Source organism: Albidovulum sp., assembly GCF_008933605.1.
In the GTDB taxonomy this organism is placed as follows: Bacteria; Pseudomonadota; Alphaproteobacteria; order Rhodobacterales; family Rhodobacteraceae; genus Albidovulum.
Window position 1 is genome coordinate 1 of sequence record NZ_WBUS01000060.1, and the last position, 19,249, is coordinate 19,249.

The following is a 19,249-nucleotide window of genomic DNA, read 5'->3' on the forward strand; positions in this document are numbered from 1 at the left end:
GTATAGGGGTGGCGGGGTGCTGTGCGGGGGTCGGGCAGCACCTCGACCACCGATCCCAGATACATCACCATGATCCTGTCGCAGAAATAGCGCACCAGCCCGAGGTCGTGGCTGATGAACAGATAGGTCAATCCCAGCCTGTCGCGCAGATCGGCCAGGAGCGCGATGATCTGCGCCTGGATGGACACGTCGAGGCTGGCGGTGGGCTCGTCCAGCACCACGAAATCGGGCTGCAGCGCAAGGGCGCGGGCGATGCCGACGCGCTGGCGCTGACCGCCCGACAGCTGATGCGGGTGGCTGCCCGCCAGTGCCGCCGGCAGACCGACCGCCGCCAGCATCGCCTCGACCCGGCCCGCGGGCAGCGGTTCGCTCTGCACACGGAACGGCTCTGCCAGCACGTCGGCCAGCGTGTAGCGTGGGTCGAGGCTGGAATAGGGATCCTGAAACACCATCGCCATGCGTCGGCGCATCCTGCGCAGCGCCGAGGGGGAGAGCGCGGTGATCTCGGTGCCGTCAAAGGCGACGCGGCCTGAGGTCGGCTCGATCAGCCGCAGCACCAGGCGGGCGAGCGTGGACTTGCCGCAGCCGCTTTCGCCGACCACACCGAGAACCTCGCCCTTGCCGACGGTAAGCGTCACATCGCGCACCGCCATCATTGCGCGCGGCCTGGTGAAGAGGCCGCCCCCGGACTGGAAGCGCTTGCTGAGCGCCTCGATCTGGATCAGCGGCGCGGTCATGCCGCAACCTCCGGATGGTGACAGGCGACCCGGCCTTCGCCGCGCGGCAGGATGGGCGGCTGGCTGGCGCAGCAAGCCGCGCTGGCGCGGGGACAGCGCGGGTGGAACCGGCAACCCGCGGGGAATGTCATGGCAGAGGGAACAGCGCCTGGAATGCCGGCCAGGCTGCCCTTCGCCATTCCTTCTTGCGGGATGCAGCCTATCAGCGCGGCGGTATAGGGATGGGCGGGTGCGGCAAAGATCGGACTGACCGGGCCTTCTTCCGCGACGCGGCCCGCGTAGAGCACCGCCACGCGGTCGCAGACCTGCGCCACGACGCTCATGTCATGGGTGATGAGCAGGAGCGAAACGCCGCGGTCGCGCACCAGATTGCCGAGGATCTGGATGATCTGGGCTTGAACCGTCACGTCCAGCGCGGTCGTGGGTTCGTCGGCGATGATGAGGTCGGGATCGCCCGCCAGTGCCATGGCGATGACGATGCGCTGCTTCATGCCGCCCGACAGCTGATGCGGCCAGGCCTCGGCGACGGTAGCCGCCTCGGGGATGCGAAGCTGGGTCAGAAGGTGCAGCGTGCGGGCACGGGCGTCGGCCCTGGACAGCCCCAGATGCAGGCGGGACACGATATCCACCTGCTCGCCGATGCGCTGCACCGGGTCGAGCGCCGTCATCGGGTTCTGGGTGACAAAGCCGATGCGCCGGCCGCGCAGCTTGCGCCGCTGCACCTCGGTCATCGCGGCCATGTCCTGCCCGTCGAAGCGCACCACACCCGCTGTGACACGTCCGCCGATCAGCGAAAGAAGGCCCATGGCGGCCATCGCGGTCAGCGACTTGCCCGAACCGCTTTCGCCCACGAGGCCGAGGATCTGCCCGCGTTCCACGGCCAGCCCGATGCCGTCCAGCAGGGCCACCTTGCCGATCGAGACGCTGACGGACTGAAGCTCCAGGAGCGCGCTCATGCCTCCCTCCGCAACCGTGACCGGATGTCGAGTTCGGTAATCAGCGCATCGCCGTAAAGGTTGATGGCGACGACGGTGACCGCGACCGCAAGGCCGGGGAAGACGATGACCCAGGGCGCCTTGAAGACAAGGGCCGAGCCCGCGGACATCATGCCGCCCCAGCTGGGCACCGGGGGCTGGGCGCCAAGGCCGAAGAAGCCCAGCGTCGCCTCGAGGATGATCGCGTCGCCCGTGGCCAGCATGGCGGAAACCAGGACCGGGGCCAGCGCGTTGGGCAAGAGGTGGCGAAACAGGATATGGGCGTTGCCGGCCCCGAGCGAACGCGCGGCCTCGATGAAGGTCTCGCCCTTCAGCATCATGATCTGGGCGCGGGTCAGGCGGGTGAACTGCGCGATGTAGGCGACTGCGATGGCGATCATCACGCCGGTGGTCCCAGGTCCGATGATCGCCACAAGAATCAGCGCGATCAGGATTTCCGGGAAGGACCAGCTGAGGTCGACGACCATGGTCACGGCGCGGTCGAGCCAGCCGCCGAACCACGCCGCCGCCGCACCCAGCACCATGCCGCACAGGACCGAGATCGAGATCGCCGTGGCGCTGACCGAAAGCGAGGTGCGGGCGCCGTAGATCAGCCGGGTCAGCAGGTCACGCCCGAATTCGTCGGTGCCCAGCCAGTGCCGGGCCGAGGCCGGTTGATAGGCTTGCGGCAGGTTCTGCACGTCATAGGCATAGGGTGTGAGCAGAGGCGCGGCCAGGGCGGCGGCGATCACGAGGATCAGCCAGCACCCCGCCAGCCCGCCCTGCGGGTGTCGGAAGGCGCGAAGCGGCGCAATCATGTCATGGCCGCCCGCACGCGCGGGTCCATCAGGGCCTGCAGGATGTCGCCCATGAGGGTGCCGAGCATCACCGCCATCGCCAGCATCAGGAGGCAGGCCTGCACCACCGGATAGTCGTGCTGGGCCAGGGACTTGATCAGCAGGGTTCCGAGGCCGGGCCGGGCAAAGACCACCTCGACCGTGACGGCGCCGCCGAGGATCCAGCCGATGCGCAGGGCAAGGATCGTCACCACCGGGATCAGCGCGTGGCGCAGCACATGGCGCAACTGGATGCGCAGCGGTGACAGGCCCTTGGCGTGCAGAAGGGTGACGAAGTCGCGCCCCGAGGCCTCGATCATCGACACCCGGGTGATGCGGGCGACCAGCGCAGTGCCGCCGAGCCCGATGGTCAGCACCGGCAGGACCAGCGATTGCCAGCCGCGTGCGCCCGAGACCGGAAACCATCCCAGGCTGACCGAGAAGACGAGGATCAGGATCAGCCCCAGCCAGAAGCTGGGCATGGTCGATCCCACCAGCACGCCGCCCATGATCGCCCGGTCGGACCAGCGGTCACGGCTCAGCGCCGCCACCACGCCCAGGGTAACGCCGACGACGGTTGAAAACAGGAGCGCCAGCCCCCCGAGGCGGAGGGAATGCGGCAGCGCCTGCGCGATCAGGTCCGCCACCGGGCGGCGCGCCACGATGGCAGTGCCCAGATCCCCCTGCAGGACGTTCGACAGCCAGATGCCGTATTGCACCGGCAAGGACCGGTCCAGGCCGTAGCGCGCCTCCATCTCGGCGCGCGCCTCGGGGGACGACCCGATCTTCAGAAGATTGTCGATCGGATCGCCCGGAATGAAGTGGAGGATCGAGAAGATCACCACCGAGACGGCCAGGAAGACCGGCACCAGCATCAAGATCCGTTTGATGAGCCAGGGCAGCATGCCGGTCTTCCCGCTTTCTGCCCGTTACTCCTTGACTTCCAGATCCAGGAAGGCCGCAGCGCCGAAGGCCGGCGCATCGATCTTTTCGGGAAGCGCGATGCGGTCGGTGCTGTAGGCCATGGCCTGCACCGGCTGGTAGATCGGTGCCATCGGGAACTGGGTCAGCACATATTCATGATAGGCGGTGAAGTTGGCGATCCGCTCGTCCATGTTCTTCGCCCCCGTCATCGCCGCCGCGCGCAGTTCCTCGGCCTTGGGGTCGTTGAACATCGACACGTTCGGATAGCCCAGACGGTCGCCGCCGAAGAACCAGTCGACGATGTCGGCATTGTCCCAGTTGTAGGACCGCACGGCCAGATGCTGTTCGCCGGTCTTGTACTGGTCGCGGATCATCGAGCTGTCGAAAGTGGTGATTTCCGCCTCGATCCCCACGGCCTTGAGTTGAGCCTGCACAACTTCGGTCAGGCGGCGGAAGATGCTGTCGCTTTGCGTCCAGAGTGTGACCTTCAGCGGTTGGCCGTCCTTCATCCGCACGCCGCCCTCGCCCATGGCCCAGCCGGCCTCGTCCAGAAGGGCATTGGAATGGGCAGGGTCAAACTTGATCTTGGCGCCGTCCGGGACGTGGCTTTCCGGCAGGGCCGAGATCAGGAAGGTATCGGCCACCGCGCCGACACCGCCGAAGACCGAGGCCAGGATTTCCTCTTGGTTGATCGCCTTGGCGGCCGCCTCGCGCACGCGGATGTCGTCGAAGGGGGCCTTGGTGACATTGATCGGCATGTACCAGACGTCCTGGCCCGGCATGGTCAGCACGGCCAGGTTGGCCTCTTTCTGCACCTCGCCCATCAGGTCGGCCGGGACCGACAACAGGAAATCCACCCCGCCGGTCTTCAGTTCCAGAAACGCGGTTGAATCCTCGGGGATTTCGCGGAAGGTCAGGCGCTCCACCTTGGCCGGGCCGTGGTTCGCGGCCACTTCCGGGCCCCAGGTGTAGCCCTCGTTGCGCACCAGCACGGTTTCCTGCCCGATGGCAAAGCTTTCCAGCTTGAAGGGGCCGGTGCCGTAGACCTCGGTGACGCCGTAGTTGTCGCCAAGGGCAGCGAAGGACTTCGGCTCGACCACGCCCATGAAGGTGGAGGACAGGTTGTAAAGCAGGTTCGGTTCCGGCCGCGCCATCACGAACTTGACGGTGTGCTCGTCCACCACCTCGACCGAGGCGATGGCCTCGGCCATGTAGCCGTTCTCGCCCTCGGTGGTCTTGAACAGCTCAAGCCAGCCCTTCACGGTTTCGGCGTTGAACGGCTCGCCGTTGTGGAAGGTCACGCCCTGCTTCAGCTTGAAGGTCCAGGCCATGCCGTCGGGCGCCTCTTCCCAGCTTTCGGCCAGCCAGGGGTGGTAGGACAGGTCGGCGGCCTGGCTGACCAGCCGGTCAAAGATCAGGCCGGTGGCGGTGTTCAGCATCGTGGCCTTGATCGGGTTGTAGGTGGGGGCCCCCACCTCGTTCGTGGCCATCACGAAGACGGCCTCCTGCGCGGTGGCGGCCTGGGCGGCGATCAGGGCGGCCAGGCTGACGCTGGCCGATAGCAGGGTCTTGCGGAAAAGTCGGGTCATGGCGGGTCCTCTCTGTTGGATGGGTCAGGGTTTGCCCGGGTTTCGCCCCGGGACGGTATGTCCGATGAAATCGTCGTAAAGTGCCGAGACGCGGGCCATGCGGTCCTCGACCTCGGCGCCCAGTTCGCGGAAGACGCCGTTGACCAGAAGCCCGATCAGCGAGGACATGGCAGAAGTGGTGTCCCAGAAATGGTTCAGGTCGGTCGGCACGGCGAAATGTTCCGTCACCAGCCCCGGCGCCCAGTCGCAATAGGGGTCGGTGATCAGCGTGACCGGGATCCCCTCGTCCCGCGCGGCCACGGCAAGGTCGCGCGTCAGGCGCGAATAGCGGCGCCCGTCGATCAGGACCAGCGTCGCCTCTTCGGGGTCCGACAGCAGCACTTCGGCGAAATGGCCACCCGTGACATCGGCGAGATTCACCCCGGCGCGGAGGTATTGAAGGTTGTGAACCAGTTCCGCCGCATGGCCGCGTTCTGTCTGGAAGCCCGCCACCCAGACCGCCTGCCTCCGGGCCAGCCGCTGCACCGCCGCCGCGAAGGCGGGCGTGGCGGCCAGTTCGTAGACGCTGACAAGGGCCGCGATCTCGCGTTCCAGCGCACGGGCCAGTTCGGCATTGCCCTGCTGGCTGCGCTGGTGAAAGTCCTTCAGGCGATCACCGATCAGCCAGGCCTTTTCGCCAAGGTCCACCTGCAGTCTGGACTTCAGATCCTTGAGGTGCCCGTAGCCGATCGACCGGCAGAACCGCCCGACCGAGGCCTCCGACACGCCCACCTTGGCGGCGATGGTAGCGGCCGTCTCGAACGGCAGGGACGACAGGTTGGAGGCCAGGTAATGCGCCAGCGCGCGTTCCGAAGGGGTGCCGTTCTCGGCCGCGAGGGAGAGGCGCTGGTGCAGGTTGTCACCGGGCGTCGGCGTCTTGTCGATCGTCTCTGGCCGGTCCTGCTCCACCGCGCATCTCCCTCTGCCGGAGAAGGCTGGCAGAAAACTTTCATTCGGTCAACGATGCAAGTAAACTGTAAAAGATCGCCCCAAGGCGCAGCCGACTGGAGGAACCGGATGACCCATTCCACGCCGACCCGCGCGCCCCTGCGCATCGACGGGGCCACCCTGCGGCTGGTGCGCCTGCCATTGATCACGCCGTTCACCATCGCCACCGGCACGATGACCGAAAAGGTGTTTCCGCTGCTGACCTTGCGGGCCGACGGGCTGGAAGGCTACGCCGAGGGCGTGATGGACCCGCTGCCCGATTATCTGGAAGAAACCGTGGCAGGCGCGATGGATCTGATCGCAAGGGCGCTGCTGCCGCAGGTGCTGGGCCGCAGTTTCGCCCATCCCGAATCGCTGGCGCAGGCCTTCGCCCCATGGCGGGCGAACTTCATGGCCCGGGCGACCGTCGAAATGGCCTTCTGGGATCTCTGGGCGAAATCGTTGGACCTGCCCCTGCAGACCGTTCTGGGCGGCGAGGGCGATGCCGTCGACGTCGGCGTGTCACTGGGCATCGGCAACATCGCCGGCACGCTGGAGCGTGTGGCGACCCATCTTCAGCAGGGCTACAAGCGCATCAAGCTCAAGGTGAAGCCGGGCCATGACATCGCCCTCTTGCAGGCGGTGCGTCACGCCTTCCCCGATGCTCACCTGACCGTTGACGCCAACTGCTGCTATACGCTGGCCGACAGCGACCTGATCCGGGGCATGGACGATTTCGCGCTGGACTACATCGAACAGCCTCTGGCCTGGGACGACATCCACGACCACGCCACCCTGCAACAGCGGATCCGCACGCCGCTTTGCCTGGATGAGTGCATCCGCACGGTGGACCACGCCCGCAAGGCGCTGCAGACCGATGCGGGGCGGGTCATCAACATCAAGGTCGGCCGGGTGGGCGGACATGCCGCCGCCCGCCAGATCCACGACCTCTGCCAATCCTTCCAGGTGCCGGTCTGGTGCGGCGGCATGCTGGAATCCGGCATCGGCCGGGCGCACAACATCCACATGTCCACGCTGCCGGGATTTACCAAGCCGGGCGACACCTCGTCGGCCAGCCGATATTTCACCCGCGATATCATCGAGCAGAAGCTGGAGACGGACGGCGGCAGGATGCCCGTGCCGAAGGGGCCGGGCATTGGCGTGACGCTGGACCTCGACTATCTGGGGACTGCAACGCTTTCGGTGCAGGACTTCAACGCATGACGGGCCTCACCTTCCGCGACCTCTCGGGCATGGCCGAGTTCCGTGCCGCGGAGAACCTGCAACGCGCGGTCTGGGGCGAAGGTGACCAGCCGGACCCTGCCGATCTGATGATGGTCATTCAGGCGGAAGGCGGCCTTGTCGGCGGTGCCTTCGCGGAGGAGAAGCTTCTGGGCTATGTCTTCGGCTTTCCCACCCGCGAGACGCGGGTGCAGCATTCCCACCGGCTGGCCGTGCTGCCCGAGGCGCGGGGGCTGCAACTGGGGGTTCGGCTGAAGTTCTATCAGCGACGCTGGTGCCTTGAGCGCGGCATCACCCATGTCCGCTGGACCTTCGATCCGCTTCGCCTGGTCAACGCCACGATGAACATCCATCGGCTTGGCGCCACGTCAGACACCTACCTGCCCGACTATTATGGCCAGATGGCGGGCATCAACAGCGGCCTCGCCTCCGACAGGCTTCTGGTCGACTGGGATCTGGCCGCACCGGTGAGCAGCGCGCTGGCCGAGGGCCGGCCGCGCCCGACGCAACCCTGCGGGCCCCTGAACGTGACCCTGCCCGAAGACCTGGAAACCCTGGCCCGCAACGACCCGGAACAGGCCCACGCTCTTCGCATCGACCTGCGCCAGGAGTTGCAGGCCGCTCTCGCCAATGGGCGCCGGATCGTGGATTTCGACCGAGAACGCCGCCGCTACCTGCTGACGACCTGAGCCGCCGATCCCTTGGAGGGGCCGCACCTCGCCGGCGATTTGCACATCCGCCTCGAGCACAAGTCGACGCCGTTGTATCGTTGCCCGGGCCTGCATGCCGAGGCCCGCCACCGACTTTCGGAGACGCTGTCGCTGCGCGTGGTGCCGGTCTGTGCAAGGTGGCCCCCGGTTCTGGAGGCGGCCGAGGAGCTGGCGAACGAGATCATCGACGACTGCGAACGCTTGGAGGGTCGGCCGAACTGCGCCGAGTGAGGCGCGGGCGCGATCTGCCCGCCCGGAATCGCCCGGAGGAAACCCCGCCCCCCGAGGGTTTCCTGTTACCCATGCGTTATCCAGGGCGACAATCCGCCCCATCAAATCCCTTTAAGTTCTTGATTTTGTTGGCGCACCCGACAGGATTCGAACCTGTGACCTCTGCCTTCGGAGGGCGATCTCAAGCCCTTGATGATGAACGGTTATTTCATCTTATCAATCACTTAGTTGTCGCTCTGTGTCGCTACATGTCGCCCGAATCGGCTACCGAGTGTCCCAAATTTGTCCCAAGCGAACTGGGCTCTCGTTCTTCCTGTCCGCTGTCCGCGGACAAAGGACAGCGGCGCGGTATGTCAGAAACGTTTGCGAAACGGATCACAAAATGATACTTTATGCGAATGGATCAGGAATTCAGCAACGCACGGGACTATGTAACGAACCTAGCATCACGCGGGCGCTATCACTTTACGAGCGCTGAAGCCAAGGCTGCGTTGAGTGCTTCCGCTGACGCCGTCAAACTTGCGCTGCTGCGCCTTGCCAAACAAGGGTTGATCGCCTCCCCGTCGCGCGGCTTCCATGTCATCGTACCGCCTGAGTACAAGTCTCTGGGCTGCCTGCCTGCAGACCAGTTCATTCCGCAGCTGATGGAACATCTAAATCAGCCCTACTATGCGGGCTTGCTGAGTGCGGCGCAGTTCTATGGCGCCGCTCACCACCGGCCCCAGGAATTCCAGGTCTTTACCGAGAAACCGCGCCGCGCTCTCAAATGCGGGAAGGTGCGCGTCGCCTTTATCGTGCGCAAGCAGCTGCGAGATGTGCTGACCAAACCCTTCAACACGCCGCGTGGCGCGGTCGCGGTCTCGACGCCTGAGGCAACTGCCGTTGATCTGGTTGGATACCCCGACCACGCAGGCGGGATCGAGCAAAGCGCCACGGTGCTGTCCGAGCTGGCAGAGCAACTTGATCCGCACAAACTGGTCAGCGCAGCGCAAACCGCTCCGATGCCGTGGGCGCAGCGCCTTGGCTATCTGCTCGAACTATCCGAACGGCCCGAAGTGGCCGGCGCGCTCAAGGAGTATGTCCGGCAGTATGCGCGGAATACCGTTCCGTTGGCGCTGCACAGCGACAACGAGGGCGAGCGCTCCAGCGACTGGAAACTCCTCATCAACGAAGATGTGGAGCCCGAGTTTTGATCCCGCGCGACTATATCACAGCCTGGCGGGCAGAAGCGCCGTGGGTCGAGGATGCGCAGGTTGAGCAGGACCTTGTCATTAGCCGCGCCCTTATCGACATCTTTTCCCATCCCGTATTGAAGGACGCGCTGGCGTTCCGTGGGGGCACAGCACTCTACAAGCTCTTCCTCAAACCGGCCGCCCGCTATTCCGAAGACATCGACCTCGTCCAGGTCAAAGCGGAGCCCGCCGGTGATATCATGACGGCGCTACGCGATGTGCTCTCACCCTGGCTGGATGATAATCCGCGCTACAAACAGGGCGATGGCAGAGTCACATTCAGGTTCCGGTTCCAGTCCGAAGACCCGACCCCGCAGCCGCTAAGCCTGAAGGTCGAGATAAACACGCGGGAGCATTTCGCCGTTCACGGTCTGGAGGACATCCCTTTCGAGGTGCAATCGCGCTGGTATGAAGGTGCATGCGCCATCCCGAGTTACGGGCTGAACGAGCTGCTCGGCACGAAGCTACGCGCGCTATATCAGCGGCGCAAAGGCCGCGACTTGTTCGACCTCTATGTGGCTCTCCAGCACCGCGACAGCGATCCCGAAAGGATCATCGAGACATTCAATGCCTACATGGAACATGGCGGGCACGAAGTGACCAGAACGCAGTTCACCGACAATCTCGCCGACAAGCTCAGGAACAGACAATTCGGTGCGGATATCGGCCCACTGCTGCGTGACGGCTACGATTGGAATCTCGAAGAGATGGCAGCCACAGTAAGTGAAGAACTGATTTCAAAACTTAACGATGACCATTAGGGCTATTTTGCAGAGCTACAAAGAAGGTATCATTCATGGAAAAAGCAACTAAATCGGATATAGATAATAGTGATTGCGATATCGACCTTATTGAGATAGACGAGGAATTATCATTAAGTATCTCAAATCTTCTTCCAGGTGATGTCCTTCTTTTTAGATCATTACGGGGTGACAAACTTGCCAAAAAAATAGCGCAAGCGACAAACAGCCCCTACACGCACGCAGCCCTTTATCTTGGCGACGGAGAAATTGTTGAATCCAATCCGCCTAATATTCAAGTTCGCCAGCTAACGAAGTCAGATTGCGCTGCCACTCAGATTGGCGTTCTACGAAGCCAAATGACGTTCCAGAATAGTCGAGTGGCTGCCGTCACAGAATTTGTCAATCGCCTGATATCAACTAAGGCACGCTACGACTATCAAGGCGTCGTAAAGTTTAAAGGAAGGAATGCTGATTTTCACGAAAATATTATCTCTGAAATTCAAAAAAACTACGGGGTTTCGGCAAACAACGACGACGCTGCTCGGAAAAACTACTTCTGCTCCGCTCTAGTGGTCGCTTGCTATACAGCCTCAGGCATCATCGGAGTAACAGCAGAGGTTTTATATCCGCCGAACATTTTCTCTCCAGGTGATCTTCATCGCGATCCTACCTTCGGCTGGTTCCTGGGCTACTTGTATCCGAAAAACTCCGAAGTTCCATCGGACGATCCCTTGTTAGATTGTACGCTCTGGCGCGATAACAGCGAAGCCCGCTGGTGGTGATCTGCAGTAACAAGCGCTGATAAGATCTTCAGTCTCTCTTAAATGAACGCATCCTGCGTGTTCGACGCTTCTTATCCGGTCCCGATACTTCATCTTGGTCCGGAATGATACTGGCGCGTCCCATGTCACCGTCATCTTCGTCGACAGAGCGCTCTGAGCCTTCCACAAACTCCCCGGCATCATTGAATTCCACCTGCAGATTGCCGCGCTCGAACACACGCCGCTGCGACGTCTCGTCGTGGTGTACTTGATGATGCGTGCCGGAATTCTCCAACAACAGAGCCCGATCGTCGCGCTCCATCGCAGTAAACTTTCGCTCCATCGCCAATGCTTCCCGCTGCTCGATGCGCGCCAGGAAGCGCTCCTTTCGGTCCACCACTCTCTTCTCGCGCTCATGGCGACGCACCAGCGCTTCCCCTTCCCGCTTGTGCCTCTCCAGCGGATCGAGACCGGTCATCTTCTGCAGCGGTGCAAGGATACTGCGCAGCGCAGGCGTCTTGCCGATCAAATCGGCAACAGCACGCCGCGCACGGAAGAAGAGACCTGATTTTTCCTTCGCCTGGGCGGCGTGAAGCGCCATGCGCTCCTGTTGCTGACGGATCAGGAGCTCCTGTGTCTGGCCCCGCAGGGCGGCGCGCCGCTTCTCATGCTGAAGCTGCAGCTCGCGCGCGTATTTCTCGCGCCGCCGGACCATGGCCCCGTCATCAACATGGCCACTGTCACCCTCGCCTTGTTGCTGTGATTGATTGCGCTGCCGTTCGCGGACCAGTTCCTTGGCCGTGTCCACATCCGGCAGATCATCGAGATCGATGGCAGCGAGCTTCGCCCTGATGTCCTTCGCCTTGTGGCCTTTGACGTAGCGCGTGAGACTGTGCACATCGCACTGCTCATCGACGACGACAAAGGCGCGGCGGTCACCGCGCGCGAGGACATAGCCCTGCGCGGAAAGCGCCGCACGGAAGGCCTCGGCAGTGTCCGACTGCTCATAGGCCTGAGTGATCGCGGCACGGCGATCGTCGGGCGTGATGCCGGATTTCTCGGCCTGGGCTTTTTCGGCGAGCGTGGGATCGAGCTTGTCTTTCTCGAAGGTGCGGGATTTCTCTTCCCACGCCTTCAGACCCGGCGGAAGCTCCAGCCCGAATTTCCGGGCAAGCTGCACCGCGCAGTCCATCAGCCGTGAACGGTCGTGCGAGAGATGAACCGCCTTCATGCGGTCGACATCGATGCGCGACCAGACGACATGACAATGCTCGCGGCCGATTCCCTGCCCGTCGGGTTTGACGTGAAAGACAACAGCGCGCGGCTGCCCCGCAAGCCCGAGCCATTCCTCTATCAGCGCGATCGCCTCGCCGTACTGCTCGCGGGTCAGCGGCGACGGCGGATTGATCGACAGGCTGTAGAGGTATTTCGAGGCTTTGGTGCCGGACGCAACGGCCTCGAATTCGGCGAAAGCACCGAACAGATCATCGGCGACCGCGCCGTGAATTTCTGCGATCTCGACGCGCTCGTTGTCGTAGGAATTCATGAGATGGACGGCAAGATCGCTGCCGTTGCCGCGCTGGCCGCCCTTGAGGATCATGGCAGCCTGCCAAGCGCCTCGAAGAGCGCGGCGCGCATATCGGCAAGATCGCGGTGGGCGGCATCGACGATGGCAGCGCACTGCACCTCATCCGCCTGGTCAGCGGCGGCGCGAAGAGCGCCCGCGACCTGACCAAGCTTGCCGATCATCTGCGCAGCGGCCTCGCGATCAAGCGGCGGTGTGCGGGATGATTTTGGCGGGTGCTGGTGCAGGACGGCATAGCGGATAAGCGCAGCAACAGAAACGCCGGTGCGGGCGGCCTGGTCCCTGATCAGGACGGCCTCCGCATCGGTAAAACGCGCCTTCAGGCTGATCGCGCGCTGACGTTTCTCGCTGCCGCTTTTGCTCATGTCGTCCTTCTTTCTGCGCCATGCACGAAGCGGCAGCTTGCGGCATGGTCCGGACCCATTCGGGCCGGTGCGGGTTTCCAAGGGGCGCGCCCCTCGGTGCTGATGGAACGGGCAAACGTTCCGCGATGGTTCAGGAGAGCGCAGTCTCCTGATCGTCCTCCAGCGGCGAAACGGTGGTCGTGGTCCAAGGCGCGAAAGCCCGGTCTATGGGGGCAATCCGAAGATCACGCAGCAGCGAGATTTCCGGATTGCGGGGAGAGAGACATCTCCCCTCGCCATCGTTTGTAGCTGTCAGCGGAGAAGGTGGCGCAGCAGCGCGGCCGCAGCCAAGGTCATGAACTGGTCACAGTGAACTGACGGCATGGCGGAGGAGCGCGCTGCGATCGTCTTTTGAGGGCTCGATGCCCGGTAAAAGACGATGACCTGGGGGATGCAACGGGGGGCGGAGCACACCCTTGCCAAGATGGCGCGGGGACCCCGCGCACATCTTGTATTCACCCTTAAGCTTCTCTTTCACCAGTATGACGCATGGGGATTAAGGAAACCTTAACCATTAGGCGCAAACCGGCTCTCAGAGCCAGCTTACACTGCCTGAATTTTGCGACTGGGTCAAATCCCCCGCCCGGAATTATCTCTTCCGGCCAGTCAATTAGACCGCCGATTTATGCGGAGCGCTCCTGTTCCAGGAAGCGCGCTTCTGCTTCTGTGATGTAGTCGGCGAGGTCCTCGTCGACGTCACATTCAATGGCGATCAGGCTCGGCCAGCGCCCGGCCCGATCGGGAAAAAAGCCTGCCCGATATTGCTCCACCAGAGCACGGGTCAGCTTCAGATTATTTGTGCCGACGGCGATGTGCAGAGCACTCAGACCGGTCGGCGCATCCACCATGTCGACATCGGCACCGGCTGCGAGCGCGGCCAACACCTTGTCGGTCTCCCCGCGATAGGCGCAGGCGAGCAGATCGTCATCATCGTAGCGCTGCCGGTCGGCCAGTTTCGGACGGCCCTGCGCATCGATCTCAATCCACAGCACCGACGCCCCTCCCGGATTCGATCATTACGCGTTCGCTCGTCATGCAGGTGCCGTTATCGCCTTCGACACGGAACAAGGCCTGGGTCACCTGCCCGTGCAGATAGGTGCCCCTGTACTGCGGCGGTGAAGATAGACGCTCCAGCCAGTAGCTGCGCGGCAGGCCGGTCAAGGTCTCGCGCATCGCGATCAGGATCAGTGCACCTGCGCGCACCAGCACGCCTTCGAAGCTGTAGCGCAGCGCCGGCACGATACCGCCACGCTGTTCACGTGCGACCATGTAGCGACCGGCTGGTACTTCACTGACGATCAGTTCGTAGTCCGCCTGCTCTTCGTCCTTGCCTTCAACATGAAGGTAGCTGCCGACCAGCGGCGCATAGACGGACGCATCGATATCCGCCCCTGACCAGAACCCTGCCATCGCGCCGCCGAGAGCGGCGAGCGGATCGCGCACTTCAGGCGGCGTGAAGCCTTCGCGCTCCAGGAACTGCGCGCACATCGTGACGTAGGCATCGCCCGTCCGATGTTTGCCGCGCAGGAACCGTTGCAAGGTCGAGAGCGGCATCTCGCGCTGGCGCGGATCACGGTCGATGACCAGCGCACAGAGCGTCGGGACACCGATGCGATGGGCGCGCATATAGGCCTGCAGCGCGGCGCGGATACGCGCGCGCTCTTCCTCGCTGACAGTGATGAGACCACCGGTCTCGTTCATTGATGCGCCCCCGCAATAAGCGCGGCGCAGCGTGACCAGTCCTTGCTCAGGAATTCCGCGCGGGCGGACGGCAGGTTTGTGGGCAGCGCAATGCGCCGGCGCGAGCCGGACCAACAATAGCAAGGACGCCCGCAAATGGAAGCGATCAGACCGGACTATGTCGCCTATGCGATCATGATCATCGTCGCGCTGGTTCTGCTGTGCTGGCGCTTCGAGAACAACAACAAGACCACGCATGGTGCGGCGGCCTGGTGCCGTGTGTTCACCGCCTTCCGCAAAGGGCTGTTTAAAAAGCGCGGCTTGTATGTCGGTGACTGGACCGGCCGTCTGGCCGTCCACTATCATGGCGCGCACGCGATCACTTTCGGCATGACCGGCTGCGGCAAGGGCACGGCGGCGATCCTGCCGAACCTGCTCAAGCTCAAGCGTGCCTTCGTTGTTGATCCTGGCGGCGAGAACGCCGCCACGGCGATCAAGGCGTGGCGCACGGATGGGCTTGAGATCGCCTGCATCAATCCGTTCGCGATGCACACGGACAAGCCCTGGGCGCTGCCGGTGCACGGCTTCAATCCGCTGTCGCAGCTTGATGCAAACAGTGCGAGCTTCGCCGCCGATGCCCTGCTGTTCGCCGAGATGCTGACGCCGCGCACCGGCAAGGAAAGCGGCAGCTCCGGCTACTTCAAAGACGCGGCAGCGAGCGCCAAGCGGGCGATGCTCGTCCATATCAAGACGGCAGAACCGGCGCACCGCCAGAACATCGCGACGCTCTATGAATACGCCTATGCGGGCCTCGCCAATTGGAACGCGCTGCTGCGCGCCATGAAGGCCAATCCGGCCTGCGGCCATCTGGCGAAGTTCGAAGCCGATAAGCTTTCGCGCATCGAGGCTACGGCGCCCGAAGAATTCTCTGCGATCATGTCGACGATCCAGCAGGACCTTGCGTTTCTCGCCGATCCTCTGGTGCGGCAAAACCTGTCGCGCAACGATGTTGATTTCCGGAAGCTGAAGGCGCGCGGCAAGGCCACTAAGGGCTGCATCATCAGCGTCGTCATGCCGCTCGAATATATCGAAAGCCATGCGGCGATCACGCGGCTAGCGATGGCCTGTGCCATTCTCATCCTTCAGCGCAAGCCCTATGCACCGGAGCCGGTGACCTTCCTGATCGATGAAGCGGCGGCGCTCGGCAAGATCGCAAGGCTGCCGAACTGGCTCGCTACCCTGCGCAAGTACAAGGTGCGTGTCTGGACGATCTGGCAAAATATCGGCCAGGTGGTCGAGCTTTACGGCGCGAACTGGCAGACCATCGTCAGCAACTGCGCCTTGTTGCAGATACTCGGCGTTAGCGATCTGCAGACCGCGCAATACACGCGCGACATGATCGGCCAGAGCACGGTCGCGACTGAAAGCGTGAATGCGCGCGGCGAGCGGTCGGTGTCGCATACGGCGCGGTCGCTGCTGATGGCCGAAGAGCTGCTGCGTACCAAAGACGATGTGCAGATCGTGCTGCTCGGCAATCTGTGGCCGATGAGGCTGAAGAAGGTCGCGTACTGGAACCGGTTCGAGTTGCAAGGCCGCTACCATCCGGGTCCGTTCTATGACGGCAAGATGCCAAAGCGCAGCCCGTATAACGGCATCAGCGCTTTGTGGGGGCGGCTCTACTACGCCCTCGTCTGCCTGATGGCCCCGCATCCGCTGGTCGCGCTGACGATGACCGGCCTGATGCTGATATTCGGCCTTCCCTACCTGCAGGATGCCGGACTGATCGGCGGTGCAAAATGATCTGGCTGCTGATCGGCTGGGTGCTGATCTCGGTGATCTTTGCCGAGATCGCCCCGATCCTGCTGACAGGGATCGGCTATCTGCTCTGGTTCATCGTGCTGGTGATCTGGACGGCGCTCAAGACGCTGCTGCGCCTGCCGGTGCTGATCATCGTGCTGCCGTTCCGGCTGCTGGCGGATGGGCTTCTGTTCGTCCGGCTCCTGGCCAGCGAGCTGCACCACACCGAAGCTGACGATCAGCACGATGATGATGACGATCATCGGCATCATCAGTCCGATGACCATCAAGCCGAAGATGACGGCGATGATGATCATGAATTCGCGATGCGGCTGCTCGGCCTTGAAGCGGGCTTCAGCGAGAACGCCCTGAGCAAGGCCTATCGCCAGGCCATCGCGGCGGCGCATCCCGATGCCCCAGGCGGCAGTGAAGAAGCGGCCAAGCAGATCAATGCCGCGCGCGATGTCCTGCGCCGCTCCCGCCGCCGCATGTGACCAGTCTGTGCTCAGGACGCGGGGCAACCCGCGTCCGTAAGCTCTTCCCATCAGAACAAAATCTTCCGGTGGAAGGAGCCTCACATGAAACGCAGCAAACCCGATTACGCGCGGATGAGCGATCCCGAGCATAACCCGCAATGGCGGCGGCGCTGGACGGAACCACCGCTGCCGAGCTTCCCGCCGGTCAGGAACAAGATCGTCAGCTGGCGCAGCGACCAGACTGAAACCCCGAGCAAGAAGGCGCGATGATCATGCTGCCTGCCATCATCAGACCGAACAAGACCACGGCGCTGACGCGCGCCGTGGCAGCCTTCAAGGCGCAGCGCCGCCCCGCGCATATCGGCCTGGTCATCGATGCAACCGGCAGCCGCGAGCACAGCTGGGAACAGGCCCAGACTGCGCAGCTGCGGATGTTCAAGGACCTGGCCGGACTGAAAGCCCTGCAGCTGCGGCTGCTGGAATTCGGGGGCGGCAAGGTAACCGACTATGGCTGGCAGGGTGATGCGCTCAAGGTCGCGAAGAAGATGGCAGCGGTGCGCTGCCGCCAGGGCCTAACCCAGTTCATCCCGGCGCTTGAAGCCTTCGAGAAGGACAAGACAAAAGCCGACGCGTTGATCCTGATCGGCGATGCCTTCGAAGAATGCAGCAACGCCGTGCTGATGCCGTCATGGAACCTGCGTGATCGTGGCACCCGCGTCTTCTGCTTCCGCGAAGGCGACGATCCCGTCGCGGCCTCGGTCTTCAACACTATCGCCGAAACCACCGGCGGCCGGTCGATCAAACTGGGCGATCAGCTGCCGCTGGCAGACCTCTGCAGTGGCGCGGCGCTGCTGGCCGCAGGCGGCGAGGACGCGCTCAAGCGCCTGCCCAACGCCAAGGCAAGGCAGCTGCTGCTGCCACCGCCCAAACCCTGAAAGGAGAAGCGATGATTAATCCCAAAATCCCGAACGAACGAGAGATCGAACGACAGCGCGAGCTGCGTGAGCAATTCATCGAAGACCCCGGCGGCGGCGTCTGGCACGTCGATGATTTTTCCGCCGAAGACGACCAACCCGAAACCAAAGATGATGAAAGGATCGAGAAATGAAACAACTCTCCAAAGCCCGCCTCCGCGCCCTGCATCCGCATACCGAGCCCCTGCAGCGCATTCACGACGAGAAGCGGATCGAGATCACTGTGGCAATCCACCAGTCCACTTATGAATGGCTCGCTGAGGCTGCCGAACGGCCCGGCACCTTCCCGAATATCGAGGAGCTCGTTGTTGATGCCTTGAATCTGGTTGCCGGCAAGGGCTGTCCCCGGACCCACCTCCTGAGGATCGCGCAGATGCACGGCATCAGACCCGAGACGCTGCTGTTCGGGGACATTCAGGGTAGTGCCGAACGGCAGGCGGTTAGCGCGCTGTGCGCTGCCACCGAGATACTCGCGCAGCAGGCGCATTTCGGCTTCGTGCCGGACGGAGAAGACCTGTCGGTCGGCAGGCTCTTGGCGATGATCAGCCTGTCATTGCAAGGGCAGCGCGATGCGGCGGCACAGATGATCGACCCGGCGCTGCACGCTGTCAGAGGCGTGGACATCCAGATGCCGTACTACCCGCAGAACCACCCGCCGCTCGATGATGACGACGGCATTCCCTTCTGAAGGAACAAGATCAGTTGACCAACCACATCATCATTGACCCTGGCGCGGGCGCACCGCAGGAGCGTGCGCCCCGCCTGCAAGACAGGTCCGATGCAGAATTGCAGGCCCTGATAAATGAAGCTGCCGCGCTGCTCGCAGAGCGCGCGGCCAAGCGCAAGCAGGAAGCGATCGAACAGATTCAGCGGCTTGCCAAAGAGCAAGGCCTGAACGTGAAGATCGACAAGCCGAAACGGCGTCGCGGGCGCCCGCCGAAGGTAAAGCCCGCAAATAGCTGACAGGGACGCGGTTGCCCGCGTCCCTGTCTTTTGCGAAGGGCGCTTACGCGCCCTCTTCTTCGATCACTTCCCCTTCTTCATCGCGGGGTTCACGAAGGACGATGCGTCCGCCACCGGCGGGGAGCAGTTCGAGCTGCAGCGTCAGTCCGCGGGCGTCTTCGTGGTCCCAGGCTGCGCCGATGCGGGTCCAGAATTTCTTCTCGCCGCGTTCGCTGACATGGTAGGCGATCAGGCTTGGCGGTGTGGTTTCGCGGGCTTCGGTGCGGCGGGTGTTTTTGTTACGAGTCGTCATGGTATTCGGCAGTGTCCCAGCACATGGTGTAGGAGGCCGCGCGCGGAGCCTCCGGCGTAGCGCAGCGCGCGGCCGCGGGTGACGCTGGCGGTCATCGCCGATCTTCGGAGAAGGTTCGGGTTGCGAGACCTGG

At 63.3% G+C, this 19,249-nt stretch carries 24 protein-coding genes; 13 read left to right on the plus strand and 11 right to left on the minus strand.

Annotated elements, in window-relative coordinates:
• The 6 genes from F9K34_RS09755 to F9K34_RS09780 all read right to left on the minus strand — a co-directional run.
• Positions 1 to 737 (minus strand): ATP-binding cassette domain-containing protein (locus tag F9K34_RS09755; protein WP_291336772.1); only part of this gene is annotated, 737 nt, incomplete at its 3' end.
• A complete protein-coding gene (locus F9K34_RS09760) occupies positions 734 to 1,693 on the minus strand; it encodes an ABC transporter ATP-binding protein (protein WP_291336773.1) in 960 nt (319 codons plus the stop codon). The genes F9K34_RS09755 and F9K34_RS09760, both read right to left, overlap by 4 nt.
• On the minus strand, positions 1,690 to 2,529 hold the full coding sequence (locus F9K34_RS09765; RefSeq protein WP_291336774.1) for an ABC transporter permease: 840 nt from the start codon (positions 2,527 to 2,529) through the stop codon (positions 1,690 to 1,692). The genes F9K34_RS09760 and F9K34_RS09765 overlap by 4 nt, the downstream gene beginning before the upstream one ends.
• The gene (locus F9K34_RS09770; RefSeq protein WP_291336775.1) at positions 2,526 to 3,452 is read right to left on the minus strand and encodes an ABC transporter permease; all 927 of its coding nucleotides are present in this window, start codon (positions 3,450 to 3,452) and stop codon (positions 2,526 to 2,528) included. The genes F9K34_RS09765 and F9K34_RS09770 overlap by 4 nt, the downstream gene beginning before the upstream one ends.
• A gap of 24 nt (positions 3,453 to 3,476) precedes the next feature.
• Positions 3,477 to 5,060 carry an ABC transporter substrate-binding protein gene (locus F9K34_RS09775; protein WP_291336776.1) on the minus strand — a complete coding sequence of 528 codons (1,584 nt, stop codon included), beginning with the start codon at positions 5,058 to 5,060 and terminating at the stop codon, positions 3,477 to 3,479.
• A gap of 24 nt (positions 5,061 to 5,084) precedes the next feature.
• The gene (locus F9K34_RS09780; RefSeq protein ID WP_291336777.1) at positions 5,085 to 6,008 is read right to left on the minus strand and encodes a MurR/RpiR family transcriptional regulator; all 924 of its coding nucleotides are present in this window, start codon (positions 6,006 to 6,008) and stop codon (positions 5,085 to 5,087) included.
• A 108-nt stretch (positions 6,009 to 6,116) separates the two neighbouring features.
• Between F9K34_RS09780 and menC the strand changes: the two genes are divergently transcribed.
• The 6 genes from menC to F9K34_RS09810 all read left to right on the plus strand — a co-directional run bounded on the left by menC (position 6,117) and on the right by F9K34_RS09810 (position 10,966).
• Positions 6,117 to 7,250 carry an o-succinylbenzoate synthase gene (menC, locus tag F9K34_RS09785; RefSeq protein ID WP_291336778.1) on the plus strand — a complete coding sequence of 378 codons (1,134 nt, stop codon included), beginning with the start codon at positions 6,117 to 6,119 and terminating at the stop codon, positions 7,248 to 7,250.
• Complete coding sequence (locus F9K34_RS09790; RefSeq protein ID WP_291336779.1) at positions 7,247 to 7,957, plus strand: GNAT family N-acetyltransferase; 711 nt, start codon at positions 7,247 to 7,249, stop codon at positions 7,955 to 7,957. Before menC ends, F9K34_RS09790 begins: the two co-directional genes overlap by 4 nt.
• A 39-nt stretch (positions 7,958 to 7,996) precedes the next feature.
• Complete coding sequence (locus F9K34_RS09795) at positions 7,997 to 8,209, plus strand: hypothetical protein (protein ID WP_291336780.1); 213 nt, start codon at positions 7,997 to 7,999, stop codon at positions 8,207 to 8,209.
• Between the two features lie 398 nt (positions 8,210 to 8,607).
• Positions 8,608 to 9,402, plus strand: coding sequence for a type IV toxin-antitoxin system AbiEi family antitoxin (locus F9K34_RS09800; protein WP_291336781.1), 795 nt, complete (start codon positions 8,608 to 8,610; stop codon positions 9,400 to 9,402).
• The gene (locus F9K34_RS09805; RefSeq protein ID WP_291336782.1) at positions 9,399 to 10,202 is read left to right on the plus strand and encodes a nucleotidyl transferase AbiEii/AbiGii toxin family protein; all 804 of its coding nucleotides are present in this window, start codon (positions 9,399 to 9,401) and stop codon (positions 10,200 to 10,202) included. Before F9K34_RS09800 ends, F9K34_RS09805 begins: the two co-directional genes overlap by 4 nt.
• Positions 10,203 to 10,237: 35 nt before the next feature.
• The gene (locus F9K34_RS09810; protein WP_291336783.1) at positions 10,238 to 10,966 is read left to right on the plus strand and encodes a YiiX/YebB-like N1pC/P60 family cysteine hydrolase; all 729 of its coding nucleotides are present in this window, start codon (positions 10,238 to 10,240) and stop codon (positions 10,964 to 10,966) included.
• Positions 10,967 to 10,994: 28 nt separating this feature from the next.
• Here the strand turns inward: F9K34_RS09810 and F9K34_RS09815 are convergent, their stop codons facing one another.
• The 4 genes from F9K34_RS09815 to F9K34_RS09830 form a co-directional block, all read right to left on the minus strand.
• Positions 10,995 to 12,545 (minus strand): relaxase/mobilization nuclease domain-containing protein, encoded by a 1,551-nt coding sequence (locus F9K34_RS09815; RefSeq protein WP_291336784.1) that lies wholly within the window; start codon positions 12,543 to 12,545, stop codon positions 10,995 to 10,997.
• Complete coding sequence (locus F9K34_RS09820; protein ID WP_291336785.1) at positions 12,542 to 12,895, minus strand: plasmid mobilization protein; 354 nt, start codon at positions 12,893 to 12,895, stop codon at positions 12,542 to 12,544. The genes F9K34_RS09815 and F9K34_RS09820 overlap by 4 nt, the downstream gene beginning before the upstream one ends.
• Positions 12,896 to 13,557: 662 nt before the next feature.
• The gene (locus F9K34_RS09825; protein WP_291336786.1) at positions 13,558 to 13,926 is read right to left on the minus strand and encodes an ankyrin repeat domain-containing protein; all 369 of its coding nucleotides are present in this window, start codon (positions 13,924 to 13,926) and stop codon (positions 13,558 to 13,560) included.
• Complete coding sequence (locus F9K34_RS09830) at positions 13,913 to 14,635, minus strand: hypothetical protein (RefSeq protein ID WP_291336787.1); 723 nt, start codon at positions 14,633 to 14,635, stop codon at positions 13,913 to 13,915. The genes F9K34_RS09825 and F9K34_RS09830 overlap by 14 nt, the downstream gene beginning before the upstream one ends.
• A gap of 135 nt (positions 14,636 to 14,770) precedes the next feature.
• Between F9K34_RS09830 and F9K34_RS09835 the strand changes: the two genes are divergently transcribed.
• The 7 genes from F9K34_RS09835 (at position 14,771) to F9K34_RS09865 (ending at position 18,824) form a co-directional block, all read left to right on the plus strand.
• Entirely contained in the window at positions 14,771 to 16,414 is a 1,644-nt protein-coding gene (locus F9K34_RS09835; RefSeq protein ID WP_291336788.1) for a type IV secretory system conjugative DNA transfer family protein, read from the plus strand.
• Positions 16,411 to 16,905, plus strand: a complete 495-nt coding sequence (locus F9K34_RS09840) for a DnaJ domain-containing protein (RefSeq protein ID WP_291336789.1) — start codon at positions 16,411 to 16,413, stop codon at positions 16,903 to 16,905. The genes F9K34_RS09835 and F9K34_RS09840 overlap by 4 nt, the downstream gene beginning before the upstream one ends.
• A gap of 84 nt (positions 16,906 to 16,989) precedes the next feature.
• On the plus strand, positions 16,990 to 17,157 hold the full coding sequence (locus F9K34_RS09845) for a hypothetical protein (RefSeq protein WP_291336790.1): 168 nt from the start codon (positions 16,990 to 16,992) through the stop codon (positions 17,155 to 17,157).
• Positions 17,154 to 17,822, plus strand: a complete 669-nt coding sequence (locus F9K34_RS09850) for a hypothetical protein (protein ID WP_291336791.1) — start codon at positions 17,154 to 17,156, stop codon at positions 17,820 to 17,822. Before F9K34_RS09845 ends, F9K34_RS09850 begins: the two co-directional genes overlap by 4 nt.
• A gap of 11 nt (positions 17,823 to 17,833) precedes the next feature.
• Positions 17,834 to 17,995 (plus strand): hypothetical protein, encoded by a 162-nt coding sequence (locus F9K34_RS09855; protein ID WP_291336792.1) that lies wholly within the window; start codon positions 17,834 to 17,836, stop codon positions 17,993 to 17,995.
• Positions 17,992 to 18,549 carry a hypothetical protein gene (locus tag F9K34_RS09860; protein ID WP_291336793.1) on the plus strand — a complete coding sequence of 186 codons (558 nt, stop codon included), beginning with the start codon at positions 17,992 to 17,994 and terminating at the stop codon, positions 18,547 to 18,549. Before F9K34_RS09855 ends, F9K34_RS09860 begins: the two co-directional genes overlap by 4 nt.
• A gap of 14 nt (positions 18,550 to 18,563) precedes the next feature.
• Positions 18,564 to 18,824, plus strand: coding sequence for a hypothetical protein (locus F9K34_RS09865; RefSeq protein ID WP_291336794.1), 261 nt, complete (start codon positions 18,564 to 18,566; stop codon positions 18,822 to 18,824).
• Between the two features lie 43 nt (positions 18,825 to 18,867).
• On the opposite strand, the gene F9K34_RS09870 is transcribed toward F9K34_RS09865, so the two are convergent.
• Positions 18,868 to 19,116 (minus strand): hypothetical protein, encoded by a 249-nt coding sequence (locus F9K34_RS09870; RefSeq protein ID WP_291336795.1) that lies wholly within the window; start codon positions 19,114 to 19,116, stop codon positions 18,868 to 18,870.
• Positions 19,117 to 19,249 lie beyond the last annotated feature (133 nt).

Bases quoted from the DNA above. Each gene is read 5' to 3' on its own strand.
- F9K34_RS09790 (WP_291336779.1), top strand. From the start codon at position 7,247: ATGACGGGCCTCACCTTCCGCGACCTCTCGGGCATGGCCGAGTTCCGT.
- F9K34_RS09855 (WP_291336792.1), top strand. From the start codon at position 17,834: ATGATTAATCCCAAAATCCCGAACGAACGAGAGATCGAACGACAGCGC.
- F9K34_RS09830 (WP_291336787.1), bottom strand. From the start codon at position 14,635: ATGAACGAGACCGGTGGTCTCATCACTGTCAGCGAGGAAGAGCGCGCG.
- F9K34_RS09775 (WP_291336776.1), bottom strand. From the start codon at position 5,060: ATGACCCGACTTTTCCGCAAGACCCTGCTATCGGCCAGCGTCAGCCTG.
- F9K34_RS09810 (WP_291336783.1), top strand. From the start codon at position 10,238: ATGGAAAAAGCAACTAAATCGGATATAGATAATAGTGATTGCGATATC.
- F9K34_RS09815 (WP_291336784.1), bottom strand. From the start codon at position 12,545: ATGATCCTCAAGGGCGGCCAGCGCGGCAACGGCAGCGATCTTGCCGTC.
- F9K34_RS09840 (WP_291336789.1), top strand. From the start codon at position 16,411: ATGATCTGGCTGCTGATCGGCTGGGTGCTGATCTCGGTGATCTTTGCC.
- F9K34_RS09820 (WP_291336785.1), bottom strand. From the start codon at position 12,895: ATGAGCAAAAGCGGCAGCGAGAAACGTCAGCGCGCGATCAGCCTGAAG.
- F9K34_RS09870 (WP_291336795.1), bottom strand. From the start codon at position 19,116: ATGACGACTCGTAACAAAAACACCCGCCGCACCGAAGCCCGCGAAACC.
- F9K34_RS09835 (WP_291336788.1), top strand. From the start codon at position 14,771: ATGGAAGCGATCAGACCGGACTATGTCGCCTATGCGATCATGATCATC.
- F9K34_RS09850 (WP_291336791.1), top strand. From the start codon at position 17,154: ATGATCATGCTGCCTGCCATCATCAGACCGAACAAGACCACGGCGCTG.
- F9K34_RS09765 (WP_291336774.1), bottom strand. From the start codon at position 2,529: ATGATTGCGCCGCTTCGCGCCTTCCGACACCCGCAGGGCGGGCTGGCG.
- F9K34_RS09860 (WP_291336793.1), top strand. From the start codon at position 17,992: ATGAAACAACTCTCCAAAGCCCGCCTCCGCGCCCTGCATCCGCATACC.
- menC (WP_291336778.1), top strand. From the start codon at position 6,117: ATGACCCATTCCACGCCGACCCGCGCGCCCCTGCGCATCGACGGGGCC.
- F9K34_RS09845 (WP_291336790.1), top strand. From the start codon at position 16,990: ATGAAACGCAGCAAACCCGATTACGCGCGGATGAGCGATCCCGAGCAT.
- F9K34_RS09760 (WP_291336773.1), bottom strand. From the start codon at position 1,693: ATGAGCGCGCTCCTGGAGCTTCAGTCCGTCAGCGTCTCGATCGGCAAG.
- F9K34_RS09770 (WP_291336775.1), bottom strand. From the start codon at position 3,452: ATGCTGCCCTGGCTCATCAAACGGATCTTGATGCTGGTGCCGGTCTTC.
- F9K34_RS09800 (WP_291336781.1), top strand. From the start codon at position 8,608: ATGGATCAGGAATTCAGCAACGCACGGGACTATGTAACGAACCTAGCA.